Source organism: Actinomycetospora straminea, assembly GCF_028737255.1.
GTDB classification, from domain to species: domain Bacteria; phylum Actinomycetota; class Actinomycetes; order Mycobacteriales; family Pseudonocardiaceae; genus Actinomycetospora; species Actinomycetospora straminea.
This window is the reverse complement of sequence record NZ_JAQZAN010000029.1, coordinates 1-22,619: the sequence shown is the minus strand read 5'-3', so window position 1 is coordinate 22,619 and position 22,619 is coordinate 1. Positions and strand designations below refer to the sequence as shown.

25 protein-coding genes are annotated in these 22,619 nt (G+C 76.6%); 11 read left to right on the top strand and 14 right to left on the bottom strand.

Going from position 1 to position 22,619, the window contains the following annotated elements:
• The first annotated feature begins 33 nt into the window (after positions 1-33).
• Positions 34-663 carry a DinB family protein gene (locus PH190_RS27865; RefSeq protein ID WP_274234796.1) on the top strand — a complete coding sequence of 210 codons (630 nt, stop codon included), beginning with the start codon at positions 34-36 and terminating at the stop codon, positions 661-663.
• Here PH190_RS27865 and PH190_RS27860 read toward each other — a convergent pair whose 3' ends face one another.
• Positions 664-1,464 (bottom strand): DUF427 domain-containing protein, encoded by an 801-nt coding sequence (locus tag PH190_RS27860; protein WP_274234795.1) that lies wholly within the window; start codon positions 1,462-1,464, stop codon positions 664-666. It lies immediately after the preceding gene.
• A gap of 87 nt (positions 1,465-1,551) precedes the next feature.
• Complete coding sequence (locus PH190_RS27855) at positions 1,552-2,145, bottom strand: GOLPH3/VPS74 family protein (RefSeq protein WP_274234794.1); 594 nt, start codon at positions 2,143-2,145, stop codon at positions 1,552-1,554.
• On the opposite strand from PH190_RS27855, the gene PH190_RS27850 reads away from it, so the two are divergent.
• Positions 2,050-2,796 (top strand): YqjF family protein, encoded by a 747-nt coding sequence (locus PH190_RS27850; RefSeq protein ID WP_274234793.1) that lies wholly within the window; start codon positions 2,050-2,052, stop codon positions 2,794-2,796. The two genes, PH190_RS27855 and PH190_RS27850, sit on opposite strands and share 96 nt — an antisense overlap.
• A gap of 72 nt (positions 2,797-2,868) precedes the next feature.
• On the opposite strand, the gene PH190_RS27845 is transcribed toward PH190_RS27850, so the two are convergent.
• A complete protein-coding gene (locus PH190_RS27845) occupies positions 2,869-3,288 on the bottom strand; it encodes a hypothetical protein (protein WP_274234792.1) in 420 nt (139 codons plus the stop codon).
• Between the two features lie 129 nt (positions 3,289-3,417).
• Here PH190_RS27845 and PH190_RS27840 point away from each other — a divergent pair, with 129 nt between their 5' ends.
• The gene (locus PH190_RS27840) at positions 3,418-4,212 is read left to right on the top strand and encodes an MmyB family transcriptional regulator (protein WP_274234839.1); all 795 of its coding nucleotides are present in this window, start codon (positions 3,418-3,420) and stop codon (positions 4,210-4,212) included.
• On the opposite strand, the gene PH190_RS27835 is transcribed toward PH190_RS27840, so the two are convergent.
• Positions 4,202-4,831 (bottom strand): class I SAM-dependent methyltransferase, encoded by a 630-nt coding sequence (locus tag PH190_RS27835; RefSeq protein WP_274234791.1) that lies wholly within the window; start codon positions 4,829-4,831, stop codon positions 4,202-4,204. The genes PH190_RS27840 and PH190_RS27835 overlap by 11 nt on opposite strands.
• 90 nt (positions 4,832-4,921) lie before the next feature.
• Here PH190_RS27835 and PH190_RS27830 point away from each other — a divergent pair, with 90 nt between their 5' ends.
• Positions 4,922-5,821: an acyl-ACP thioesterase domain-containing protein gene (locus PH190_RS27830; RefSeq protein WP_274234790.1), complete on the top strand. Its 900-nt coding sequence runs from the start codon at positions 4,922-4,924 to the stop codon at positions 5,819-5,821.
• On the opposite strand, the gene PH190_RS27825 is transcribed toward PH190_RS27830, so the two are convergent.
• Genes PH190_RS27825 through PH190_RS27810 form a run of 4 tightly spaced genes read right to left on the bottom strand, consistent with a single transcriptional unit; the run spans position 5,822 to position 10,396 of the window.
• Positions 5,822-6,826 (bottom strand): NAD-dependent epimerase/dehydratase family protein, encoded by a 1,005-nt coding sequence (locus PH190_RS27825; RefSeq protein WP_274234789.1) that lies wholly within the window; start codon positions 6,824-6,826, stop codon positions 5,822-5,824.
• Complete coding sequence (locus PH190_RS27820) at positions 6,823-8,442, bottom strand: fatty acid CoA ligase family protein (RefSeq protein WP_274234788.1); 1,620 nt, start codon at positions 8,440-8,442, stop codon at positions 6,823-6,825. Before PH190_RS27820 ends, PH190_RS27825 begins: the two co-directional genes overlap by 4 nt.
• Positions 8,439-9,371 carry an alpha/beta fold hydrolase gene (locus PH190_RS27815; RefSeq protein ID WP_274234787.1) on the bottom strand — a complete coding sequence of 311 codons (933 nt, stop codon included), beginning with the start codon at positions 9,369-9,371 and terminating at the stop codon, positions 8,439-8,441. The genes PH190_RS27820 and PH190_RS27815 overlap by 4 nt, the downstream gene beginning before the upstream one ends.
• Positions 9,368-10,396: a 3-oxoacyl-ACP synthase III gene (locus PH190_RS27810; RefSeq protein WP_274234786.1), complete on the bottom strand. Its 1,029-nt coding sequence runs from the start codon at positions 10,394-10,396 to the stop codon at positions 9,368-9,370. Before PH190_RS27810 ends, PH190_RS27815 begins: the two co-directional genes overlap by 4 nt.
• Positions 10,397-10,710: 314 nt before the next feature.
• Between PH190_RS27810 and PH190_RS27805 the strand changes: the two genes are divergently transcribed.
• From PH190_RS27805 to PH190_RS27795, 3 genes are read left to right on the top strand one after another with little or no spacing between them, the layout of a single operon-like run.
• Positions 10,711-11,430 carry a DUF998 domain-containing protein gene (locus PH190_RS27805; RefSeq protein ID WP_274234785.1) on the top strand — a complete coding sequence of 240 codons (720 nt, stop codon included), beginning with the start codon at positions 10,711-10,713 and terminating at the stop codon, positions 11,428-11,430.
• Positions 11,431-11,441: 11 nt separating this feature from the next.
• Positions 11,442-12,860: a pyridoxal phosphate-dependent decarboxylase family protein gene (locus PH190_RS27800; RefSeq protein WP_274234784.1), complete on the top strand. Its 1,419-nt coding sequence runs from the start codon at positions 11,442-11,444 to the stop codon at positions 12,858-12,860.
• Entirely contained in the window at positions 12,854-13,579 is a 726-nt protein-coding gene (locus PH190_RS27795) for a haloacid dehalogenase type II (RefSeq protein ID WP_274234783.1), read from the top strand. The genes PH190_RS27800 and PH190_RS27795 overlap by 7 nt, the downstream gene beginning before the upstream one ends.
• On the opposite strand, the gene PH190_RS27790 is transcribed toward PH190_RS27795, so the two are convergent.
• The gene (locus PH190_RS27790) at positions 13,555-14,310 is read right to left on the bottom strand and encodes a class I SAM-dependent methyltransferase (protein WP_274234782.1); all 756 of its coding nucleotides are present in this window, start codon (positions 14,308-14,310) and stop codon (positions 13,555-13,557) included. The genes PH190_RS27795 and PH190_RS27790 overlap by 25 nt on opposite strands.
• Before the next feature lie 89 nt (positions 14,311-14,399).
• On the opposite strand from PH190_RS27790, the gene PH190_RS27785 reads away from it, so the two are divergent.
• The gene (locus PH190_RS27785) at positions 14,400-15,314 is read left to right on the top strand and encodes an AraC family transcriptional regulator (RefSeq protein ID WP_274234781.1); all 915 of its coding nucleotides are present in this window, start codon (positions 14,400-14,402) and stop codon (positions 15,312-15,314) included.
• Between the two features lie 13 nt (positions 15,315-15,327).
• Here the strand turns inward: PH190_RS27785 and PH190_RS27780 are convergent, their stop codons facing one another.
• The 3 genes from PH190_RS27780 to PH190_RS27770 are packed head-to-tail and all read right to left on the bottom strand — an operon-like array spanning position 15,328 to position 18,247.
• Positions 15,328-16,821 (bottom strand): MFS transporter, encoded by a 1,494-nt coding sequence (locus tag PH190_RS27780; protein ID WP_274234780.1) that lies wholly within the window; start codon positions 16,819-16,821, stop codon positions 15,328-15,330.
• On the bottom strand, positions 16,818-17,642 hold the full coding sequence (locus PH190_RS27775; RefSeq protein ID WP_274234779.1) for an SRPBCC family protein: 825 nt from the start codon (positions 17,640-17,642) through the stop codon (positions 16,818-16,820). Before PH190_RS27775 ends, PH190_RS27780 begins: the two co-directional genes overlap by 4 nt.
• Positions 17,639-18,247: an ArsR/SmtB family transcription factor gene (locus PH190_RS27770; protein ID WP_274234778.1), complete on the bottom strand. Its 609-nt coding sequence runs from the start codon at positions 18,245-18,247 to the stop codon at positions 17,639-17,641. Before PH190_RS27770 ends, PH190_RS27775 begins: the two co-directional genes overlap by 4 nt.
• Before the next feature lie 61 nt (positions 18,248-18,308).
• Here PH190_RS27770 and PH190_RS27765 point away from each other — a divergent pair, with 61 nt between their 5' ends.
• The 3 genes from PH190_RS27765 (at position 18,309) to PH190_RS27755 (ending at position 20,213) form a co-directional block, all read left to right on the top strand.
• Positions 18,309-19,079: a 5-formyltetrahydrofolate cyclo-ligase gene (locus PH190_RS27765; protein WP_274234777.1), complete on the top strand. Its 771-nt coding sequence runs from the start codon at positions 18,309-18,311 to the stop codon at positions 19,077-19,079.
• A 119-nt stretch (positions 19,080-19,198) separates the two neighbouring features.
• On the top strand, positions 19,199-19,612 hold the full coding sequence (locus PH190_RS27760; RefSeq protein WP_274234776.1) for a hypothetical protein: 414 nt from the start codon (positions 19,199-19,201) through the stop codon (positions 19,610-19,612).
• 31 nt (positions 19,613-19,643) lie between these two features.
• Positions 19,644-20,213 (top strand): Uma2 family endonuclease, encoded by a 570-nt coding sequence (locus tag PH190_RS27755; RefSeq protein ID WP_274234775.1) that lies wholly within the window; start codon positions 19,644-19,646, stop codon positions 20,211-20,213.
• On the opposite strand, the gene PH190_RS27750 is transcribed toward PH190_RS27755, so the two are convergent.
• Together PH190_RS27750 and PH190_RS27745 are read right to left on the bottom strand one after the other, a co-directional pair.
• Positions 20,214-21,293 carry an AbrB family transcriptional regulator gene (locus PH190_RS27750; RefSeq protein WP_274234774.1) on the bottom strand — a complete coding sequence of 360 codons (1,080 nt, stop codon included), beginning with the start codon at positions 21,291-21,293 and terminating at the stop codon, positions 20,214-20,216.
• Between the two features lie 52 nt (positions 21,294-21,345).
• Positions 21,346-22,365, bottom strand: coding sequence for a beta-propeller fold lactonase family protein (locus PH190_RS27745; protein ID WP_274234773.1), 1,020 nt, complete (start codon positions 22,363-22,365; stop codon positions 21,346-21,348).
• Positions 22,366-22,619 lie beyond the last annotated feature (254 nt).

Sequence of the window (22,619 nt, the reverse complement as noted above, 5' to 3'; positions counted from 1 at the left end):
CGCGTCCGACCGACGACAGACGGTGTGTCAGGTGTGAGCGAGACGACTCCGGGAGAGCCGGTGCTGTTCCAAGCGCCCCTGCAGCGCCGCCCGTCCCCGCCCGAGGTGGCCGACGAGCGCGAGGCGCTCGAGGGTTGGCTCGACTACTTCCGCGCGCTGGTCGTCGTGGCCCTCGACGGGCTGGACGAGGCCACCCTGCGGCGGCGGGTCCCGGCCGACGGCCCGAGCCTGCTCGCGATCGTCAAGCACCTCACCGAGGTCGAGCGCACCTGGCTGGTGGAGCGCTGGGGCGGACGGGGCGGCCGCCACATCCCGAGCTACGTCGACGACGAGGAGCCCGGCTACCGCCTCGCCGACGTCGAGACGCCCCAGGAAGTGGTCGGCGCCTACCTCGAGGCGTGCGAGAAGGGGCGCGACGCGCTCGCCGGCGCCGAATCGCTGGACGACGCCGTCCGCGACGACCGGCGCGGGCACATCGAGCTGCGCTGGATCCTGCTCCACCTCATCACCGAGACCGCCCGCTACGCCGGGCAGGCGCAGGTGCTGCGCGACGCGTCGGTCGAGCGCGGTGCCGAGCCCGCCACCGAGCCCGCCACCGAGCCCGCCACCGGGCCCGTCACCGCACCCGCCCCGGAACCCGCGACCGAGCCCGTGCCGGAGTGATCAGCGGCTGACGCTCGCGGTCACCGTGAGCTCGTCGTGGTCGAAGGACACGAGGCCCTCGATGGCTCGCGACTCGTCGGTCGGGGTCTCGTACGACCAGGCGGCGTCGGCGAGCACGCGACCGTCGGGCAGGCGCACCGAGTAGTAGGTCGCGTAGCCCTTGTACGGGCAGGCCGTGCGCTTCCCGGACGGCTCGAGGGTCGCCGCGACGGCCTCGCGCGGCAGGTAGAGCCGGTCGACCAGCCCGGTCTCGCCGAGCAGGATCGCCCCGCTCGCGGCGTCGGCGACGGACACGCCGTCGGTGGTCGTGACGGCGACGTGGCGGCTGGTGTTCCGGAGGCTCACGCGGTGGTAGGGGTCGGGCAGGCGCCCGATGACCTCGTCGTCCTCGTCGAGCCACCGGTCGGCGGCCTCGACGGCGAGCACCGCGCGCCCGGCGAGCCAGGACGTCTCGGGCTTGGGGTCCGGGTAGGCCCAGACCGCGTCGGTGACCACGCGGTCGCCGACGCGCAGCGAGCGGTAGGTCGCGTCGCCCTTGAAGGGGCAGTGGGTGACGGTGTCGCTGGGCTCGAGGAGGTCGGCGCGCAGGTCCGCCTCGGGCACGTAGAGCTGCGGGGGCAGCCCGGTCTCGTAGAGCAGGGCGCCGTCGGTGGTGTCGAGGACGGTGACCCCGTCGACCTCGGCCCGCACGCGCCGCGTGAACGGCTCGAGCAGCAGCGAGTGCGCGGGGCCCTCGACCGTGAACGTGCGGGTCTCGGGGACCTTCCGCGACAGCGGGCCACCGAACATCGTCAGGGCCACGAGGACCTCCTGGGACGGGAGCGGGACGTGCCAGGGACAACCCGGCGGGCCGCGGGCGTTGTTCCCGTCCGTTCCCGCCCGTGTGCCTCAGCTGCTCGCCGCCACCGCGCCCGCGCCCGCGGCGGCGGCCACGGCGGCGTGGACGTCGGCGATGGCGCGCCGGACGGCCTCGCCGGCCCACTCGCCCTCGGCGATGACCTTGCTGCGGTCCCGCAGCTCGCGGCGCGGCGCGTCGAGCAGCTTGTCCTCGGCCTTGACCGCGCGGACGAGCGCCACGAGCGCGGCGTCGTCCTGGGTCGGCGCGGCGCCGTCGACGAGGACGGCCCGCAGCCGGGCGACCGCCGCGTCGCGACGCGTGCGGTCGGCGGCGGGGTAGCGGGGGGAGCGGGGGATCCCGAGGAACGCCCGCTCCTCGAGGCGCAGCGCGCCGTCGTGGACGAGGCCGGCCATCAGGGGGTCGAGCACCTGGCCCTGGAGCTTCTCGATCGCGGACTTCGGGCTCGCGTCGGCGGGCAGGCGCTCGCGTCCGCCTCCGTCTCGCGGCGGAGATGCGTGGGGGCCGTCCGCTGCGGGGATGACCCGGACGTGAGCGCCCCGATCGAGCCCGTCACCCGCGACGCCCCTGGCTACACGGGCCCGACGATGATGACCCAGCGCTGGTGCGACGTCGCCTTCCTGCACTGGGCGGTCGCGCCGTCGGCGGTCGCGCCGCTGCTCCCGCCCGGGGTGCACCCCGACGTCCACGACGGCGTGACCTGGGTGGGGCTCGTGCCGTTCCGCATGGTCGGCGCCGGGGTGCTGCGCGGGCCGTCGATCCCGTGGCTGGGCACGTTCCCCGAGACCAACGTGCGGCTCTACACCGTCGACGAGCGCGGGGTCCGGGGCATCGTGTTCCGCAGCCTCGACGCCTCGCGGCTCGCGGTGGTCGCCGGCGCGCGGGCGGCGTTCGGGCTGCCGTACCGCTGGGCGTCGATGGACATCGCCGACGCCGCCGACGAGCGGACCTACGTCACCGAGCGGCCGCACGCGAGCCGGGTGCGGATCCGGGTGGGCTCCCCGATGCCCGCCGGCCCGCTCGAGGACTTCCTCACCGCCCGCTGGGGGCTGCACGAGCGCCACCTCGGCGTCGACTGGTACGTCCCGAACGTCCACGAGCCCTGGCCGCTGCACCACGCCGAGCTGCGCGAGCTCGACGACACCCTGCTCGACGCGGCCGGCTTCCCCGACCTCGCGGGGCGGCCGCCCGACCACGTCGCCGCCTCGCCCGGGGTGTCGGTGCGCTTCGGCTTCCCGCGGCCCTGGCGCCGGCCGCGGCTCTCCCGGCGCGCCTGACACGTGGTTACTGGCTCGTATCCCTCGCCGGGCGAGCGATACGAGCCAGTAACCGCCGGACGCGACCCGGGATCAGGGTCGGCGCAGCCCCGTCGCCCACTGCAGGTCGGCGAACACGGCCACCGCGGCGGCCTGGGCGAGGACGACCACCGCGCCGAGCACGGTCAGCTGCTCCCAGGCGCCGACGACGAGCGCGACGCTCATCAGCACCCAGGCGCTGTTGCCGAGCACGACGACCCAGGTCAGGGGGCGGGGAACCACCGGCCGCGCGGCGAGCGCGACCAGCCCGGCGGCGTAGACGACGAGGAACACGCCCACCCCGAGCAGCAGCGGACTCGACAGGCCCAGCCAGGTGTCGAGGACCCCGGCGCCCGCGGCGGCGGCGATCCCGAGGGCCCCGGACGCGGCGGCGTCGAGGCGCAGGACCGCCCGCAGGCCGCGGTGGGTGCCGGTGGTGGGGGCGGCGGTGGTCGGGGTGGTCGGGGCGCTCATGGGGTCCTCCTCGGGGCCGGTGCGGCTTGTCGGGGAGAAGCCTGCGTCGGTGCGGGTAACCGGGTCGATGACCTCGTAGGTCATGGCCGTCGCCCCCGGCGCGCCCTAGCGTCGGTGGCCGTGACCGGTATGACCACGCTCGAGTCCCGCCCCGCGCCCGGCGACCTGCTGCGCGGCTGGCGCACCCGCCGCCGGCGGAGCCAGATGGACCTCGCCCTCGACGTCGGCGTCTCCACCCGCCACCTGAGCTTCGTCGAGACTGGCCGGGCCCGGGCGAGCCGCGAGCTGCTCGTCGACCTGTGCGAGCACCTCGACGTCCCGCTGCGCGAGCGCAACACCCTGCTGCTCGCCGCCGGGTTCGCCCCGACCTACAGCGAGTCGCGCCTCGACGCGGCCGCCCTCGACGCCGTCCGCGGCGCGCTGGAGCACCTGCTGGCGGGCCACGAGCCGTTCCCCGCGCTCGTCGTCGACCGCTGCGGCGACGTCGTCATGGCCAACCGGGCCGGCGGCGCGCTGCTCGCCCTCCTCGACCCGGCCCTGCTCACACCGCCGGTCAACGTCTACCGGCTGAGCCTGCACCCCGACGGCCTCGCGCCCCACGTCCGCAACCTCGCCGAGTGGGCCGGGCACCTGCTGCACCGCCTCGAGCGCCTCACCGACCTCACCGGCGACCCGCGCCTCGTCGCCCTGCGCGACGAGCTGACCGGCTACGCCCCGCCCGCCCCGACGGGAGCCGCGGCCGGGGCGGCGCACGTCATGCTGCCGCTGCACCTCGCGCACCCGGCGGGCGACCTGCGGCTCTACTCGACGATCACGCACTTCGGCGCGGCCTGGGACGTCACGCTCGACGAGCTGTCGCTGGAGTCGTTCGTGCCCGCCGACGCCGCCACCCGCGCGGTGCTGGAGGAGCTGGTCAGGCAGTGAGCCCCTCCGCACGACGCCGTGCGTGCACCGCGATCACCGGGTCGTCGGTGGACGCCCGCCGCTCGGCCACGGGCTCGTCGAACGCGCCGGCCTCGCGCAGGTAGGTGGCGACGATCGCGGCGCGCCGACGGTCGTCGGCGGCGAGCCAGCCACGGATCGCCTTGGTGGGGAAGCAGCGGTTCGAGAAGGTCAGGGCGAAGGCGCCGCCGGGTCGCAGGACGCGGCCGACCTCGGCGCACACCGCGACCGGCGTGGTCAGGTAGTCGATCGAGACCGTGCAGACGACGGTGTCGAAGGACGCGTCGGCGAAGGGCAGCGTCGGGTCGGTGTTGAGGTCGCGGACCACCCGCTCGTCGGCCATCGGGTTGGCGTCGAGCTCGGCGGCGTTCATCCCGAGCACCGTGAGGTGCCGCGGGCGGGTGCGCAGGTGCGAGACCCACGAGCTCATGAGGTCCAGGACGTCGCCGGAGACCCCGATCTCGTCGTAGAACGCGCCGACCGCGGCGATCGCGCCGTCGTCGATGTGCTGCACGAGCCGGGGCGGGCCGTAGAAGGCGGCGTCGTCGCCGTCGTCGGCGCGGTCGAAGAAGCCGGGCGGGAAGGTCACGGGCGGGGTCACCCGGCGTGGGTGCCCCGGGGTCGCCCGTCACATGTGATCCCGTCGGCGGCGCCGGGTGCGGGCCGGGCCCGGTTGGGGACGATGACCCGCATGGCCGACTCCGCCCCGGTGCTCCCCGCCGGCCCGACCCTGCCCGGCGCGGGCCCGCTGACCGACCCGTCGGCCTACCCCGTCGCGCGCGCCCTGGCGCCGCGCTACGCCGACCTCGGCGGCGACGGCCGGGTGACGACGGTGGCGCTGGCCCGGTGGTTCGAGGAGGCGCGGGTCGCGGCGGTCCTGCCCCGGTTCCGCCGGCTGGTCGCCGACGGCGGCTTCGGCCCGTTCCGCATCCTGCTCGCCGCCCAGCGGATCCGGCGGCTCGCGCCGACGACCCTCGACGTCGACCTCCGCGTCGGCCTCCGCATCGGCTCCGGCGTGCGGCGCATCGGCGGGTCGTCGTACTCCTGGGGCCACGGCGTGTTCGCCGGCGAGCGGTGCGTCGCGGTGTCCGACTCGGTGACGGTGCTGGCCACGGGCGCGGGCCCGAGCGAGCTGCCCGACGAGCTGCGCGCCGACCTCGCGGCCCTCGCCATCGACGAGCCCGGCGACGCCGCTCCCCGCCCGGAGGCCGCGCGCCGCGAGCACGACCGCTACCCCCTCGCGCACCGGATCACGACGCGGATCTCCGACGTCGACACCAACCGGCACGTCAACAACGTGGCGGTGCTCTCCTGGTACGCCGACGCCGTCGCCACCTGGCAGTCCGCGCAGCTCGGCGACCCCGACGGCGGTCCGCCCGAGGACCTCGCCCCGGTCGCGTGGGACGTCCAGTACGTCGACGAGGTCGCCCACCCGCGCACCTACGACGTCGCCCTGGCCGTCGACCCCACCCCCGACGGCCTCCACTACCGCGCGGGCGTCTTCGCGGGGGAGCGGTGCGTGGGCCTCGCCGACGGGATCGGTGCCGCCGGCCCCTGGGACGCCGACGGGTCCGGCTGGATCGGCCCCTGATCAGGTCGCGGGTCGCGTCGCGGCCGACAGCGACCGTGCCAGCCGCGCGAACCCCTCCTCGAGCGTGACCCGCGGCGCGTAGCCCAGGTCCCGGCGGGCGGCGCCGATGTCGAACCAGTGCGCGGTGGCGAGCTGGCGGGCGAGGAACCGGGTCATCGGCGGGTCGTCGGTGCGCCCGAGCAGCGACCACACCGCCTCGACGGCCGCGCCGGCGGCCACCGCGACGGGCCGGGGCACGGTGGCGGTCACCGGCGGGAGCCCGCCCGCGCCGAGGATCCCGTCGATGAGCTCGCGGATCGGGCGCGGGTCCCCCGAGGTGATGAAGTACGCCCGCCCGGCGCAGGCGGCCCCGGGCGCGAGGCGGTCGGCGGCGTCGAGGTGGGCCGCCGCCGCGTCGGCGACGTAGGTCGTGTCGACCACCGACGAGCCGTCGCCGACCAGGCGCAGCTGCCCGCGCCGCGCGCGGTCGAGGATGCGGGGCACGAGCTGCGTGTCGCCGGGGCCCCAGACGAGGTGGGGACGCAGGGCGACGGTGGCGAGGTCGGGCCCGTCCGCGGCGAGCACGAGGCGCTCGGCCTCGGCCTTCGTCTCCGGGTAGGCGGAGTCGAAGTGCGTGGCGTAGGGCAGCGACTCGTCGCCGCCGTGCAGGTCACCGCCGGTGTGCACGACGCTCGGGGTGCTCGTGAACACCAGCCGCCCCACGCCCGCCTCCCGGCACGCGTCGAGGAGCACGCGGGTGGCCTCGACGTTGCTGCGGCGGAAGTCGGCGGTGCGCCCGCCGATGCCGGCCTTCGCGGCGACGTGGAGGACGACGTCGACGCCGGTCACGGCCTCGCGCGCCACCGCGGGGTCCGCGAGGTCGCCGCGCACGGTGCGCACGCCGCGGGCGCGCAGGTCCGGGTAGTCGCCGCGGGCGACGCTGGTGACCGTGTCCCCGCGCGCCAGCAGGGCGTCGACGACCGCCCCGCCGAGGAACCCGCCACCCCCGGTGACCAGCGCCTTCACGCCAGCTCCCGGGTCGCCCAGGCGGCGAGCGCCGGGCGGTCGATCTTCGAGTTGTGGCGCGGGTCGACGGGCAGGCCGGGGTGCTCGAGCAGGGTGTGGACGGTCGCGGTCCGCGGGTCGTCCGCGGCGAGGCCGAGGAGCTCGGCGCGCAACGCGTCGTCCAGCCGTCCCGGCGTCGCGAGCTCGACGACGAGCACCGGCCGCTGGGCCCCCGGGGTGCCGATGCCGACCAGCGCCGACCGCCGGACCGCCGGGTGCCGGTTGAGCACCTCCTCGCACGGCACGCTGTAGAGCGGCCCGTCGGCGGTGTGCACGACGTGCGCAACCCGGCCGGCGAACCAGAGCCGCCCCTGGTCGTCGAGCGACGCGAGGTCGCCCATGCGGTGCGCGGGCACCCCGTCCCAGTCGACCGTGGCGGCGGCCGTCGCGTCGGGGCGCTCGGCGTAGCCCGCGCGGATCACCGGGCCGCGGACGACGACCTCGCCGACCTCGCCCGGGGGCACCTCGCCGGCCGCCGCCACCGAGGTGACCGGTCCGTCGGTGACGGGGATCAGGGTCACGTCGACGCCGGGCACCGGGCGCCCGACGCAGATGCCGTCGTCGGGCAGGGCGAGGAGCTCGTCGCTGCCGATCGTCGTCACCGGCAGCGCCTCGGTGGCGCCGTACGGGGTGTGGACCTGGGCGCCGGCGCCGAGGAGGGCCAGCACGCGGCGCTGGGTGGCGCGGGGGACGGGCGCGCCGGCCGACACGACCTGCCGCAGGTCGGGCAGCAGCGTGCCGGCCGGGGCGCCGCGGCCGAGGCGGTCGAGCACGGCGGGGGAGCCGAACATGACCGTCGCGCCGGTGCGCCGGGCGGCGCGCACGAGCCGCGCGGGCACGACCGCCGCCGGGCGCGTGGGGTCCATGCGCGGGACGACGGTCGTCATGCCCAGCGCCGGGCCGAACAGGGCGAACGGCGGGAAGGTCGCGAGGCTGACGTCGCCGGGGCCGAGGCCGTAGAGGTCACGGACCAGGCCGGCCTGGGCGAGCAGGCCCGCGGGGGAGTGCTCGACGCCCTTGGGCGGGCCCGTGCTGCCGCTGGTGAAGAGGATCGCCGCCGGGGTGCCGGTCGGGGGCGGGGCGACGGCGACCGGAGCGTGACGGGCGCCCTCGCGGCCGAGCCGGCGCACGCCGATGGTCCCGGGGACGGGCACCGGGCCGGCGGTGACCGCGATCCGCGCGTCGGGGCACCAGCCCAGCGCCCGCCGCGCGAGGTGGGCCTTCGCGACCCCGACGAACGCCTCCGGCGCGACCTCGGCGAGGCAGTCCCGCACCCGCGCGAGCCCGATGCCGGGGTCGACGACCACCGGCACCGCCCGCACCCGCAGCAGGGCGTAGGCGAGGACGAAGAAGTCGGCGATCGGGGGCACGAGCAGCGCGGTGCGGGTGCCCGGGCCGATGCCCGCGGCGACGAGCCCTGCGGCGGTGTCCTCGACGCGGCGCGCCAGCGTGCCGAAGTCGACGGTGCGGTGCGTCCCGAGCGGCCCGGGGAGCACGAGGGCGGGCCGGCGGGGGTCGGCGGCGGCGTGGTCGACGAACAGGTCGTCCAGCGAGGCGGGGGACCCGACGGCGGTCATCCGGGCCCGGCCAGGAAGTCCCGCACGCCCGGCACGATGCGGTCCGCGGCGTCCTCGAGCACGTAGTGCCCGGCGTCGGCGAGGCGGTGGACCTCGGCGCGGGGGAGGCGGGCCTCGAGCTCGGCGAGGATCCGCCCGTCGAACACCGGGTCCTGCATGCCCCACCAGACCTGGACCGGGAGATCGTCGAGCAGCGGCAGCCGCCGGGCGAGGCGCTCGAGGACGGGGTGGGCGGGGTCGCCGGGGTCGGTCGGGATGTCCTGCACGAACGCGTGCACGGCGGTCCGGTGGGCGGGGCTGTCGTACGGCGCGAGCAGGCCGCGGCGGGCCTCGGCCGGCAGCCAGCGCCGGGCGGTGCCCAGCACGAGGGCGCCGCGGGAGAACGCGCCGAGCCCGCGCACCGCGACGTCACCGACGACCGGCAGCCGCGCGACCTGCAGCGTCCACGGGATCCGGTGGCCCGCGGGGAGCGGGAAGGCGGCGGTGTTGAGCAGCACGAGCTTGTCGAGCCGCTCGACGTTCTCCGCGGCCCAGGACAGCGCGATCGGCCCGCCCCAGTCGTGGACGACGAGGGAGATCGGCTCGTCGAGGCCCAGCGCGTCGACGAACGCGCCCAGGTCGTCGACCCGGCGGCGCAGGGTGTGCGGGTACTCGTCGGCGCCCGGGCGCGCGGAGCGGCCCATGCCGATGTGGTCCGGCGCGATCGCCCGCATCCCCGCGGCCGGGAGCGCGGCCAGCAGCGAGCGCCAGTAGAACGACCAGGTCGGGTTGCCGTGCACGAGCAGGACGGGCGGGCCCGAGCCCTCGTCGACGTAGGCCATCCGGTGGCCGCCGATCTCGACCGACCGGGGCGTCGACGGGTGGCCCGGGACGGTCAGGGTGTCGGGGGACCGGGTCGGGCGCAGCGCCCCCATCACCGCCCCGATCACCAGACCACCTCGGCCGCCGCCGCGTTGATGCCGCTGCCGACGCCCATGAGCATCACCCGCGAGCCGTCGGAGACCGTGCCGTCCTCGACGGCCTTGCTCAGCACCGTCGGCACCCCGGCCGGGCCGATGTTGCCGAAGCGCGGGTAGAGCGACGGGAAGCGCTCCTCGGCGAGCTGGAGCTGCTCGGCGACCGCGCGGGTGTGGACCTTGCTGACCTGGTGGAGGCAGTACACGTCGTAGCCGGCGGCGTCCCAGGAGAAGCTGTCGACGGCCTCCTTCCAGGTGCGCCCGGCGAGCTCCATGCCGGCCATGAGCAGGCCACGGGTGTCGGTGCGCATCTCGTCGGCCTGCCCGACGCACAGGTCGGCGTTGCCGGTGGTGCTGGCCCGCCCGAGCCCGCCGAGGAAGCGGTGCCCGCCCGGCCCGTCGGCGCGCGAGAGCACCATGGCCACCGCGCCCGAACCGACGGTCAACGTGGCGAACTGCTCGTGGAACATGTGGCGCGTCGCCTCGGGGCCCGCGAGCCGCGCGATCGTCGACTCCATCGCGAAGAGGCTCGTCTCGCCGGCGACGACGAGGCCGTGGTCGATCTCGCCGCGCTCGATCATCGTCGCGACGAGGTTCATGCCGTTGAGGAAACCGAGGCACGCGTTGCCGAGGTCGAAGTTCACGGCCTCGGGCGGCAGTTCCATCCGGCCGTGGACGATGCTCGCGGTCGACGGTTCGAGGTGGTCGCGGCTGACCGAGGTGTTGATCAGCGCGCCGATGGCCTCCCGGTCGACGCCGCTGCGCGCCAGGGCCTCCTCGCCGGCCCGCGCGGCGACCTCGCTGGGCCTCGTGCCCTCGTCCCAGACGCGGCGCTCGACGATGCCCGAGAGCTTCTCGAGCAGGCCGGGGGTGATGCGCAGCCGGGCGAGGGTGTCGCCCAGGCGGTCCTCGAGCTCGGTGGAGCCCACGACGTTCGGCGCATCGAGGTGCGCCAGCCCGGTGATGACGACCTGGTCGTAGCGCTGTGCCGCTCTCATGCTGTCGACCATGCCGGGAAGAATTGTGTCCCGCCGATTCCGGGTGGGCGGTACACGATGTACCGGGTAATGACGGGAACTGCTACCGTCGGTCGCACGAACGGCGGTAACAGGAAAGACGACCGCACTTTCTGCGCCGAACGGCGGCGACTGTTCTGCCGCGGGACGCACGGCGTTTCCGGCGGATCGTACGGCAGTACTGCGGAGTACGAGCGCGGATGATCTGCGACATTCTCCGCAGTCGCTCGGCGGTCGGAGCAACGTCGCAGCAACGTCGAGGGAACGTCGCCGCCGGGCGGGACGTTGATCCCCGCGTGACGTCCCCTGACCTGACGACCACCGGCGCGGCGCCGGACCGGGTGGTGGCGCCCGGCGCGCGGGCCGGCATGGCGGCCGTGGTGCTGGCGCTCGTGGTGATCGGCGCGATGCACCTCGTCGGCCCGTCCGCGCGGATCGACCCGGTGCGCCGCACGATCAGCGAGTACGCGGTCGTCGAGGGCGGCTGGCTCTTCGACGTCGCGGTCGTCGCGCTCGCGCTCGGGTCGGCGGGGGTGATCGCGGCGCTGGTCGCGGCCCGGCTGACCCCGGCCCGCTCGCTGCCGGTGGTCCTGCTCGGCGCCTGGTGTGTCGGGCTGCTGCTGGTCGTCGCGTTCGAGAAGACGAACTGGTCGATCGGCCCGAGCGTCTCGGGCTACATCCACCGCTACGCGAGCCTCGTCGCGTTCGTGGCGCTGCCGCTCGGGGCGTTGCTGCTCGCCCGCCGGCACCGTCGCGACCCGGCCGCGCGCCCGCACCTGCGCGGCGTCCGGGTGGGCTCGTGGCTGGCGCTCGCGTCGTTCCTGCCGATCGTCGGGGCCATCGGCCTGCGCGGCGTGACCGGCGTGCCGTGGTGGCGCGCGGTGCCGCTCGGCCTGCTCGAGCGCGGCCTGGCGCTGGCCGAGGTCCTCGTCGTCGCCCTGCTCGGCGCCTGGGCGCTGGCGCACGCCCGCCGTTCCGCCGTCGAGGCCCCGGCCGAGGACCGACCTGCGGTCTAACGTCTCCGGACGTGGCGGACCCGCGCTTCGACCCCGTCCTCGACCGTGCCCGACGGTTCGCCGACGCCTGGCTCGCGTCGCTGCCCGACCGGCCCGTCGGGCGCCCGGTGGACGACGACGCTGTTCTGCGCGCCGGGCTCGGGGCGTTCCCGGAGCACGGCGCCCCGGCGGAGCAGGTCCTCGACGACCTCGCCGCCGCGCTCGAGCCCGGGCTGGTGGCGACGCCCGGGCCGCGCTACTTCGGGTTCGTCACCGGCGGGGCGCTGCCGGTCGCGCTCGGCGCCGACTGGATGGCCGCGGCCGCGGACCAGAACGTCGCCGCACGGGTGATGTCGCCGGCGGCGACAGCGGTGGAGGAGGTCACCGGCGCCTGGGTCCTCGACCTGCTCGGGCTGCCGGGGGAGTGCGCCGTCGGGTTCACCACGGGCGCGCAGATGGCCAACGTCGTGGGCCTCGCCGCCGCCCGCCACGCCCTGCTCGCCGCCGTCGGGTGGGACGTCGAGGCCGACGGGCTGGCCGGGGCGCCGGTGCCGACGGTGGTCATCGGCGCGCAGGCGCACTCGACGATCCTGCAGGCCCTGCGCCTGCTCGGGTTCGGGTCGGCGCGGGCGGTGCGCGTCCCGGCCGACGACCAGGGCCGGATGCGCGCCGACGTGCTGCGGGACCTGCTCGCGGCGATCGACGGGCCGGTGCTCGTCAACGCCCAGGCCGGCCAGGTCGACACCGGCGCCTGCGACCCGCTCGACGCGATCGCCGACGTCGTCGCGGGCCGGGAGCACGCCTGGCTGCACGTCGACGGCGCCTTCGGTCTCTGGGCCGCGGCCTCGCCCGCGCGCCGGCACCTCGTCGCCGGGGCGGAGCGCGCCGACTCCTGGACGGTCGACGCGCACAAGTGGCTCAACGTCCCCTACGACTGCGGGATGGCGATCGTCCGGGACCGGGCGGCGCTGACGGCGGCGATGAGCACCTCGGCCGCCTACCTCCCGCTCGCCGGCGCCGACCCCTCGAGCCGGGTCCCGGAGAGCTCGCGGCGGGCCCGCGCGCTCCCGGTGCACGCGGCGCTGCGCCACCTCGGGCGTGTGGGCGTCGCCGACCTCGTCGACCGCTGCTGCGCGCTCGCCCGCCAGGCCGCCGAGGAGTTCGCCCGCCACCCCGACCTCGAGGTGCTGAACGAGGTGGTGCTCAACCAGGTGCTGGTCCGGCCGCGCGCCGGCGACGCCCGCGAGCTCGCCGCCGCGGTCGCCCGCGACGGCACCTGCTGGGTCGGCACCACGGTGTGGCAGGGCCGGCCGGCGTTGCGGTTCTCGGTGTCGAACTGGTCGACCACGCCCGAGGACGTCACCCGGTCGGTCGCGGCGATCACGGCGATCACAGCGGCGCTGGGGGACCAGCAATCACCCGCCGCCGGGAGAGGAGCCCGACCGTGCTGACCATCGACGACGTCGACGCCGTGGTCTTCGACATCCTCGGCACCCTCGTCGACCACGACGGCGGGCTGCGGGCCGCGATCACCGGGCTGACGGGCGGCGCGGGCGACCCCGACGACCTGCTCGCGCGCTGGCACCGCCACGTCGCCGGCGAGCACGCCCGCGTCGTGTCCGGCGAGCGGCCCTACGCGACGGCCGATGTCCTCGACCGCGAGGCCGCCGAGGCGGTCGTCGCGCACGCCGGCGGCCCGGCGCCGACCGAGGACGCCCTCGTCGCCGCGGCCCACGTCATGCGGGGCCTGCACGCCTGGCCCGACACCGTCGCCCTGCTCGACGCCCTCGCCGCCCGCGTCGCGGTGATCGGGCTGTCCAACGCCGACCGCACCACGCTGCTGCGGATGAACGCGCACGCGGGGCTGCGCTGGCACGCCGCTCTGTCGACGGAGACCGTCGCGAGCTACAAGCCCGACCCCGCCGTCTACCGGCTCGCGATCGCGCACGCGGGCCGTCCGCCGGAACGGGTGCTCATGGTCGCCGCCCACGCCTGGGACCTGCGCGGGGCCGCGGCCGCCGGCCTGCGCACCGCCTACCTCGACCGGCCCGGCGCCGACCCGCCCGCGCCCGGCGACCGCTTCGACCACCGAGCGGGGTCCGCCGCCGAGCTCCTCGCCCTGCTCGGGGTCACGCCGGAGCGCGATCAGGCGGGCACGCGGGCGGTGTAGAACCCCAGCGTCCCGAGCGTCCAGCGGCGGCGCTGGACGACCGCGGCGTCGACGAGGCCGGCCTCGCGCATCAGGGCCAGGACGTCGTCGGCGCGGGTGAGGTGCCGCCGCGGCTCGTCGCCGTCGTCCTGGTGGCCGTGCCCGTGACCGTGACCGTGGCCGTGCGCCTCCTGGCCCCCACCCGCGCCCCGCGCCGTCCACCGCATCGCCGCGGTGGTCAGGCGCGCCAGCGGGCTCCGCGAGGGCTCGCCCTCCATGTCGACGAGGTGCAGCGACCCGCCCGGACGCAGCACCCGCCGGACCTCGCGGAGCGCGCCGCGCTGCTGCTCGGGCGGCAGGTGGTGGAGCATCAGCGACGACAGCACCCGGTCGACGTCGGCGTCGGGCAGCGGCAGGTCGTCGGCGTAGGCGTGCTCGAGGCGCACCCCGGCCGGCAGCTTCCCGCGGGCCCGGTCGAGGGCGGCCGTGTCGGGATCGATGCCCACGAGCTCGACGTCCGGGTGGCGGCGGGCCACGGCCGCCAGCACGTTGCCGGTGCCGCAGCCGATCTCCAGGACCCGTCCGCCGGCCGGCGGCGCGGCCTGCGCGACGAGCCGGGCGTGGGCGGGGCCGGCGCCGAGCAGGCGGCTCGTCAGGTCGTAGACGGGCAGCAACGACTCCCGGCCCATCGCGGGCAGGAAGGCCCGGGCGGGACGGGAGGATTCCGCGGTGGCGCGCTCGGGCTCGGTCATGCTTCGCTCTCCTCGTGGGACGGGATTCGGTGTCGTCGTCCACGCTCCCCGTGGGTCCACCTGCGGACAAGGGACGCGGGTCGGGTGCGATGGGACGATCGTCGGGTACGGGAGACGTCCCGGTCGTCGACTACCCCCGCTCGCCGGACGGCCTCGACGTCACCGTGCAGCACCGGCGCGGGGTCTCCGACGTCCGGGACCTCCCGCCCGCGGGGGCCCCGGTCGGCACCCCGCACGCCCACGACTTCCTCCTGCTCCTGCTCGTCGAGGCGGGTGCAGGTGCGCTGCGGGTGGACGGCCGCGACGTCCCGCTCGCCGCGGGCGACGTGGCGGTGCTCGCGCCGGGGGCGGTCGTCGCCCCGCACGCCGGGCACCTCGCCACGCAGAGCGACCTGTGGATGGTCTACTTCCCGGCCGACGTCGTGGACCCCGGCACCACCGGCTCGCTGGTCTCGTGGCGCTCACACCCCCTGCTCGCCCCGCTGGTCGGCCACGGGCGGGGCGGGTGGCAGCGCTTCACGCTCCCCGACGACGAGCGCGACCGGTGGGTCGGGCACGTGCGGGCCCTCGACACCGAGCTCCGCGAGCGCCGGGAGGGCGCCGCCGCGGCGGTCCGCGCGTACCTGACGCTGCTGCTCGTGGGGCTCACGCGGCTCGAGGCGGTGGTCACCGACGAGCTCCGCGACCGCGACGAGCCCCTGCTCGCGGCGGTCTTCGACGTCGTCGAGCAGCGGTTCCGCGCGCCCCTGTCGCTGCGCGACGTCGCCGACGCGGTCGGGCTGACCCCGGGCCACGTGACGACGGTGGTGCGCCGGCGCACCGGGCGCACGGTCCAGCAGTGGATCACCGAGCGGCGCCTGCGCGAGGCCCGCCGCCTGCTCGCCGACACCGACCTCACCGTGACCGCCGTCGCCGCCCGGGTGGGGTTCCGCGACGCCGGCTACTTCGTGCGTCGCTTCCGTGCCGAGCACGGGGTCCCACCCGGGCGGTGGCGCGGGGCGTGAGGTCGGGCGCCGCTCACGCGTCGACGAGCTCGGGCGCGGTCGCGGGCTCGCTCGTCGCCGTCGCCGGGACGTGCTGCAGCGTGGCGACGACCAGCGCGGACACCCCGAGGAGCACCACCGCGGACACGGCCGCGGTCAGGCCCACCGCGCCCGTGAACGCCTCCCGGGCCGGCGCGAGGAGCGCCGGGTCGCCGGTCGCGACCGCGCTCGCGAGCCCCTCGCGGGCGGCCGCCGGGACGTCGGCGGGCAGCAGCGCCCGGTAGCCCGCGACGGCGAGGCTGCCGAGCCCGGCGAGCCCCACGGCCATGCCGAGCTCCTGGCCGGTCTCCGAGAGCGAGGACGCCGACCCGGCCTGCTCGGGCGGCGCGGACCCGATCACCAGGCCGACGCCCAGCCCGCCGGGCAGGCCCATGCCGAGCAGCGCGACGGTGAAGGCGGCGAGCATCGACACCGTGCTCGGGGCGACCGCGACGCCGGCCAGCCCGAGCGCTGCCAGGGCCGTCCCGCCGGCCATCACCCACGCCGGGCGGACCCGCCGCGCGAGGACGGGCCCGGCGAGCACGCCGAGCAGCATCGCCACGGTGCCCGGCAGCGTCGCGAGCCCCGCCGCCAGCGGGTCGAGGCCCGCCACGAGCTGCAGGTCCTGGGTGACGACGAGGAACATCCCGCCCATCACCACCCCGCCCAGCAGCATCGTCAGCAGCGCGCCGCGCAGGGCCGGGTGGGCGAGCAGGCGCAGGTCGAGCAGGGGGTGGGCCAGGCGGCGCTGGCGGCGGACGAACGCCACGCCGGCGGCGAGGCCCACCCCGAGCGCGAGCAGGGTGACGACGCCGACGTCGCCGACACCGCCCCGGGCGAGCTCCTTGACTCCGTGGACCACCGGCAGCAGGGCGAGCAGGGACAGCGCGACGCTCGTGAGGTCGAGCCGCCCGACCTCGGTGCCCTCGCCCGCGGGCAGCAGCCGCGGCCCGGCGACGAGCAGGAGCATCATGACGGCGACGCCGGGCAGGAACACCGAGCCCCACCAGGAGTGGGCGAGCAGCAGCCCACCGAGCGCGGGCCCGAGGGCCCCGCCGGCCATGATCGCGGAGAACACCGTGGCGATCGCGGCGCCCCGGCGGCGCGGGTCGGGGTAGAGGCTCGTGACCAGCGCGAGCGTCGAGGGCATGAGCGTGGCGCCGGCGACGCCCAGCAGCGCGCGGGCCGCGATGAGCACCTCCGGGGTCGGGGCGAACGCGCACGCCAGCGACGCCGCACCGAACGCGGCGGCGCCCACGAGCAGCAGGCGCCGCCGGCCGATCCGGTCGCCGAGGCTGCCCATCGTCACGAGGAAGCCGGCGACGAGGAACCCGTAGACGTCGGTGATCCAGAGCTGCTGAGCCGCGTCGGCGCCGAGGTCCTCGGCCAGGGTCGGCAGCGCGACCAGCAGCACGGACAGGTCGAGCGCGACGAGCAGGGCGGGCAGGGTGAGCACGGCCAGCGCGAGCCGTGTGCGGGTGGGGCTCATCGGGTCTGCCCGGCGGTCTCGGACCCGACCGTCGCCAGCCAGGCCTGCCAGCGGGGCCGCTCGCGGTCGGCGACGGCGGCGGCGTCGGTCCCGGGGCCGTCGAAGAAGGTCAGGTGCACCGAGGCGTGGGCGTCCCGTCCCGCCGCCACGAGCGCGGCGACGCCGGGCGCCGGCGTCTCGAGGAGCAGGACGGCGGCCCGGTGCCAGCGGCCAGGGGAGAGGGCCTCGACCGTCCCGGCGAGCTCCGGCGTCCCGCCGAGCGTGAGGCGCTCGCCGACGCGGGCCTCCGGCAGGCCGGTGCCCGCGACCAGGCGCGACCACGCGTCCTCCGCCGGACCGCCCAGCCGCGCTGCGGCGTCGACCGTCACGGGCCGGCGCCCGGCGAAGTGCGCGAGGTAGAGGCGCAGGGTCTCCAGCGCGACCCCCATGCCCTCGCGCAGGGCGTCGATCTCGTCGTCCCAGTCGTCACCCGACCCGAACCCGCTCATCACCATCCGCACGACGCACGTACCTTCGTCGCGGGTGGCGACCAGCCACTCGGTGGCGAGCGTGGTGCTCTCCGTGCCGATCGACCAGGCGGCCTCGGTGGCGAAGCGCTCGGGCGCGTCGTAGGCGGTGACCGTGCCCTGCGGAGTGCTGTGCGCCGCCTCCTCGGAGCCGCCCATGTCGAAGCCGAAGGCACCGCCGACGTGCTCGTCGACGCGGGTGGGGTGCAGCCAGGAGCTGATGCCGGGCCCGGTCGCGATGGCGTCCCAGACCTGCTCGGGCGTGCCGGGGACCGTCACCTCGAGGTCGACGGTGCGCTGGTCCTGCTCGGTCATGACGGGTCCTCCTGGGTGTCCGGGGTCGCCGGGGTCGCGGCGGGCACGGGGTGCGCGCCGACGACGAGGCGGTGGGGGCGCCCGCCCGGGGCGTGGTGGCGGGCGACGAGGTCGCGGACCGCGGCGCCGAGCTCGTCGGCGAACGCGGCCCGGTCGGCGGCCGAGGCGAAGGCGATCTCGGTGTCGATCGCGAGGGTGGCCAGGCGCTTGTCCGCGGCGTCGGCGCGGCGGGCGAGATCGCCGACCTCGCGTACCAGGCGGCCGCCGAGCGCCAGCAGGTAGCGGGCCGAGAGCCGGTCCGAGACACGCCCGGGGTCGCTCGCGGCCTCCCCGAGCGCGGCGGGAGAGACGAGGTAGGAGGCGGCGGAGGCCTCCACGATCCGCTCGGTCAGCCCGCGCCGGGCGCGCTGGCCGACCTCGCGGACCAGGCCGTGCGCCTCCAGCGTGCGCAGGTGGTAGTTGACCTTCTGTCGGGTCAGGCCGACCCGTCCGGCCAGCGTGGAGGCCGATCCGGGCTCGGCGAGCGCGGCCAGCAGGCGCGCGCGCAGCGGGTCGAGGGCCGCCGCGGCGGCGGCCGGTTCGTCGATCACGTCCACGTCGAGCACGGCCCCACGACAACATTGACAAGAAATTCTGTCAATAAGCGGTGGCCGTAGCGTGTCGTCCGTGGCACGAGGAGCACGCCGGCACGACGCGGACGCCGGGGGACCGGCGGCGGTGAACGAGGCCAAGGCGGCCGTGCGCGAGCGGGTCTGGGACGCGCTGCGCGACGGGAAGCTCGCGCGGTTCCCGGGCGCGCACGGGCGCATCCCGAACGTCAGCGGCGCCGAGGCGGCCGCCGAGCGCCTGCGCGGCACCGACGTCTGGCAGCGGGCGCGGACGCTGAAGTGCAACCCCGACGCCGCGCAGTGGCCGGTCCGCCAGCGCGCTCTCGAGGACGGGAAGACCGTCTACATGGCCGTGCCGCGCCTGGCCGAGGAGGCGCCGTTCGTCCTGCTCGACCCCGAGCACCTCGCCGACACGCCACGGAAGGCGTCGTCGATCAAGGGGGCGTCGCGGTCGGGGCGCACGGTGGCCGTCGAGGACCTCGAGCCGGTCGACCTCGTCGTCACCGGGTGCGTCGCCGTCGACGAGCACGGCGCGCGGCTGGGCAAGGGCGGCGGGTTCTCCGACCTCGAGTTCGCCGTGGCGAGCGAGGCCGGGCTGGTCGCGCCGGACACGCCGGTCGTGACGACCGTGCACGAGCAGCAGATCGTCCCCGTCGGCGACATCCCCGTCACCGACCACGACGTGCGTCTCGACCTCGTCGTCACGGCCGACCGCGTCGTCACCTGCACCCGCGAGGCCCGCCACCCCGGCCGGATCGACTGGGACGCGCTGACCGAGGAGAAGATCACGGCCATCCCGCTGCTGGGGCGGCTGCGCCCGACCTCGTGACGGGGAGCTCTCCAGTTCGATCTCTCGGGAGTGTCCCCAGCGTCGATGTCGAGGCGTGGAGCGCGGTGGCTTGTGCGAAACGGCACCCACGCGGGCCCCGGGGCGCCCACGGTGGGCGCATGACACTCAGCCCGGAGAACGCCGCGCCCCTCCTCACCGACGAGGACGTGCTCGCCCGCGTCGACGCGATCGTCGGACCGGCCCGCCAGGACGGCTGCGTCTGGTTGATGCTCGTCGACGGCGACCGCCGCCAGGCGCCGGTCGTCGTCCCGCTCGAGGACACACCGCGACGACCCGACCCGCACCTCGTGCAGGGCCTCCGCGACGTGCTGGCGCACTTCGCGGACGGCCCGCTGGACACCGCGGGCGGGCGCGGCTCCTGCCTCTTCGTGCTCGAACGGCTCGGCCCGCCCGGTGTCCGTGCCGACGACGAGGAGTGGGCGGACGCGCTCGGCGGCGCGGCCGTCGATGCCGGGCTGGACACGCTCGGCGTCTACTCCAGCACCCCGACGGGGATCCGCCGGCTCCGGTAGGCGCTGGTGAGGAGAGGGGAGGAGCGCGACGATGGCACCCGTGAGCGAGCCGGCGTCGACCTCGGCCTACACGGTGGCCGAGCTGCACGCGATGCCCGACGACGGCCGTCGTCGTGAGCTCATCGACGGGATGCTGTTCGTGAGCCCAGCGCCGGGCTGGCCGCACCAGGAGATGGCGCTGACGCTCTACACGGTCCTGCGGGCCGCGTGCCCCCCGGAGCTGCACGTGCTGGCGGCGCCCTTCGCGGTCACCACCAGCACGGTCGACGAGGTCCAGCCCGACGTCATCGTCTGCCGGTACGCCGACCTCACGCGGGCGAACCTCCCGGTGGCGCCGCTGCTGGCGGTCGAGGTGGCCTCGAGCAGCACCCGCCTCCACGATCGCAACACCAAGAAGGCGCACTACGAGCGGCTGGGCGTGGCGAGCTACTGGCTGCTCGACCCGGAGGGCGCCGCCGCGCTGGAGGTGCTCGAGCTCGACGGCAGCGGGCGGTACGTCACCGTCGCGGAGGCCGTCGGCGACGAGGTCGTGGAGGTGACGCGACCCTTCGCGGTCGCCCTGTCGCCGGCCCGTCTGCTCGACGGGCTGCGCCGCTCCTGATCAGTTCGTGGCCCGCCGCCCCACGACCCGGGCCAGCAGGGGAGCGACGAGCAGCATGAGCAGCACGCGCAGCACCTGCACCGCGACCACCGAGGTGACGTCGACGCCCGAGGAGATCGCGGTGGCGAGCACCGCGTAGATGCCGCCGGGGGTGGTCGCGAGGTAGCCCTCGAGCAGCGTCATGCCCGTGACCCACGACAGCACGAGCCCCAGGCCGGCACACACGACGATCACCGCGAGGATCAGCGCCGTCGCGAGGGGGAGGACCCGCAGCACCGTGAGCAGCGCGGACCGCGTGAAGCGCAGGCCCGCCTGCCACCCGATCACGGCGTAGGCGACGTCGACGACCAGGCCCGGCACGGTCGCGCCGCCGACGATGCCGGTGAGGCCCACCGCGGCCGCCACGACCATGGGCCCGAGCAGCGCGCCCGCCGGCACGTGCAGCAGGCGGGCCATCGGCGCGCCGACCACGCTGCACCCCACCAGCACGACGACCCCGAGCCACCACGGCGCCGCCGGCCCCGCGTCGGACGGCGGGCCGGTGCCGTCGACGTGCGTCGCGCCGTAGCCGACGACCGCGACCACGGGCATCGCGGCGGTCACCAGCCCGACCCGCAGGTACTGGACGACCGAGACCACGCGCTCGTCCCCGCCGAGGTCCCGGCTGATCGCGACGAGCCCGGACGCGCCGCCCGCGGTCTGCGCGAGCACCCCGGTCAGCGCCGACACCCCGCGCTGCAGGCCCATGACCAGCCCCGCGGCCATGCTGGCGACCAGGGTGCCGACGCTGATGAGCAGCACCGGCAGCCAGTCGGCGGCCACCGCGGCCAGGGTCTCCGGGCGCGCGAGCAGGCCGATGACGACACCGATGACCGCCTGCGCGGCCGAGGTGGCGCGCGGGGCGACGGCGCGCGGTCCGAGGCCGGCGAGCGCGAGGACCGTCGCCACCAGGAGCCCGGCGAACAGCGCCGCCGAGGGGACCGCCAGCGCCGCGAGCGCGACCGTCGCGACCGCAGTGAGGACGGCGAGCAGGACCCACCGGCCCGCCGCGCCGGGCCACCCCGTGCTCCGCTCCGCCACCGCGGGCGAGCCTAGGCTCCTGCAGGGCCCCGCGCCCCGGCGCCGGCCGGCGTCACCGGGCGATCTGCAGCACGGCGAGCCGGGACTCGTCGAGGCAGGTCACGCGCGCGGTCCGGTTCTCCGGGGGCACCACCACGACGCTGGTCGGCGACGAGCACACCGGCACCGTGCCCGTCACCGTCGACGTCGTCGTGTCGATCACCGACACCGTCCCGTCCTGCACGTTCGCGGTGTAGACGTGCCGTCCGTCGCCGGCGAACGAGGCGTACTGGGGCCCGCGGCCGACCGGCACGGTGACGGCGACCTGGCTGGTGGCGGTGTCGATGAACGACACCGTGCTCCCGTCGTAGTTCGCGACCGCCACCCGCGAGCCGTCGGGGGAGACCGCGAGCGCGTGCGGGCTCCGGCCGACGGGCACGGTCGCGAGGGTGGCCCCGGTGGTCGTGTTGAGGACCGTCACCAGGTCCGACTCGTGGTTGGCGACGTAGGCGCGGCCACCCCCGAACGCGATCCAGTGCGGGTTCGGCGCGACGTCGATCCGCCGGCTGATGGTGAGCGAGGTCGTGTCGAGGACGTCGATGGTCGCGTCGTCGTGGCTGGGGATCCACACGCTGCGCTGGTCGGGGGCGACGGCCAGCGCGTAGGGCCGCCGGTCCACCGGCACGACGGCGACGACGCCGCCCGTGGCGGTGTCGATCACCTGCACGACGTTCACGGCGTCGTCCTCGGTGTACGCGCTGACGTAGGCCCGGGCGCCGTCGGCGGAGAACGCGATGAAGCGCGGCGGGGCCTCGGGCACCGGGACGGTGCGGCGCGTGGTGCCGGTGAGGAGGTCGACGACGGTCAGGACGCGCGGCTCGCGGTTGGCGACGTAGGCGATCCGCCCGCCCGGCGCGACCGCCATCGAGCCCGGGGTGGGCGGCGTGGGCACCGACCCGGTGACCTCGGCCGTCGGCGCGCTGACCGCGGGCGCCGCGGACCCCTGGGCCGCCGGCGCGGTGTCCGGGTCGCGCAGGGCCACGAGCAGCACCGCGACCACCGCGAGCACGATCACCAGGCAGCCGGCGAGCACGAGCAGGGCCTGGCGGCGTCTCCGCGGTCTCGGGGGCCCGTCGGCGCCGTCCTGCGCTGTGGGCGGGACCGGCGGGGGAGCGGCGGCCCCACCCCGGTCCGCGTGGCCCGGGGCCGAGGGCGGGCCGGTGGACACGGCGGCGGTCGGGGCCGCGAGGGCCGCGGCGTCGGGTCCCGGCCGAGGGGGCGGGTGCGCGGACGGTGTCGGTCCGGAGGGTGTCGGTCCGGAGGGTGTCGGTCCGGAGGGTGTCGGTC

Coding starts and splice junctions, on each gene's coding strand:
- PH190_RS27790 (WP_274234782.1), bottom strand. CDS start 14,310: ATGACCGAGCCCGAGCGCGCCACCGCGGAATCCTCCCGTCCCGCCCGG.
- PH190_RS27785 (WP_274234781.1), top strand. CDS start 14,400: ATGGGACGATCGTCGGGTACGGGAGACGTCCCGGTCGTCGACTACCCC.
- PH190_RS27780 (WP_274234780.1), bottom strand. CDS start 16,821: ATGAGCCCCACCCGCACACGGCTCGCGCTGGCCGTGCTCACCCTGCCC.
- PH190_RS27840 (WP_274234839.1), top strand. CDS start 3,418: ATGACCACGCTCGAGTCCCGCCCCGCGCCCGGCGACCTGCTGCGCGGC.
- PH190_RS27760 (WP_274234776.1), top strand. CDS start 19,199: ATGACACTCAGCCCGGAGAACGCCGCGCCCCTCCTCACCGACGAGGAC.
- PH190_RS27775 (WP_274234779.1), bottom strand. CDS start 17,642: ATGACCGAGCAGGACCAGCGCACCGTCGACCTCGAGGTGACGGTCCCC.
- PH190_RS27810 (WP_274234786.1), bottom strand. CDS start 10,396: ATGAGAGCGGCACAGCGCTACGACCAGGTCGTCATCACCGGGCTGGCG.
- PH190_RS27830 (WP_274234790.1), top strand. CDS start 4,922: ATGGCCGACTCCGCCCCGGTGCTCCCCGCCGGCCCGACCCTGCCCGGC.
- PH190_RS27845 (WP_274234792.1), bottom strand. CDS start 3,288: ATGAGCGCCCCGACCACCCCGACCACCGCCGCCCCCACCACCGGCACC.
- PH190_RS27755 (WP_274234775.1), top strand. CDS start 19,644: ATGGCACCCGTGAGCGAGCCGGCGTCGACCTCGGCCTACACGGTGGCC.
- PH190_RS27820 (WP_274234788.1), bottom strand. CDS start 8,442: ATGACCGCCGTCGGGTCCCCCGCCTCGCTGGACGACCTGTTCGTCGAC.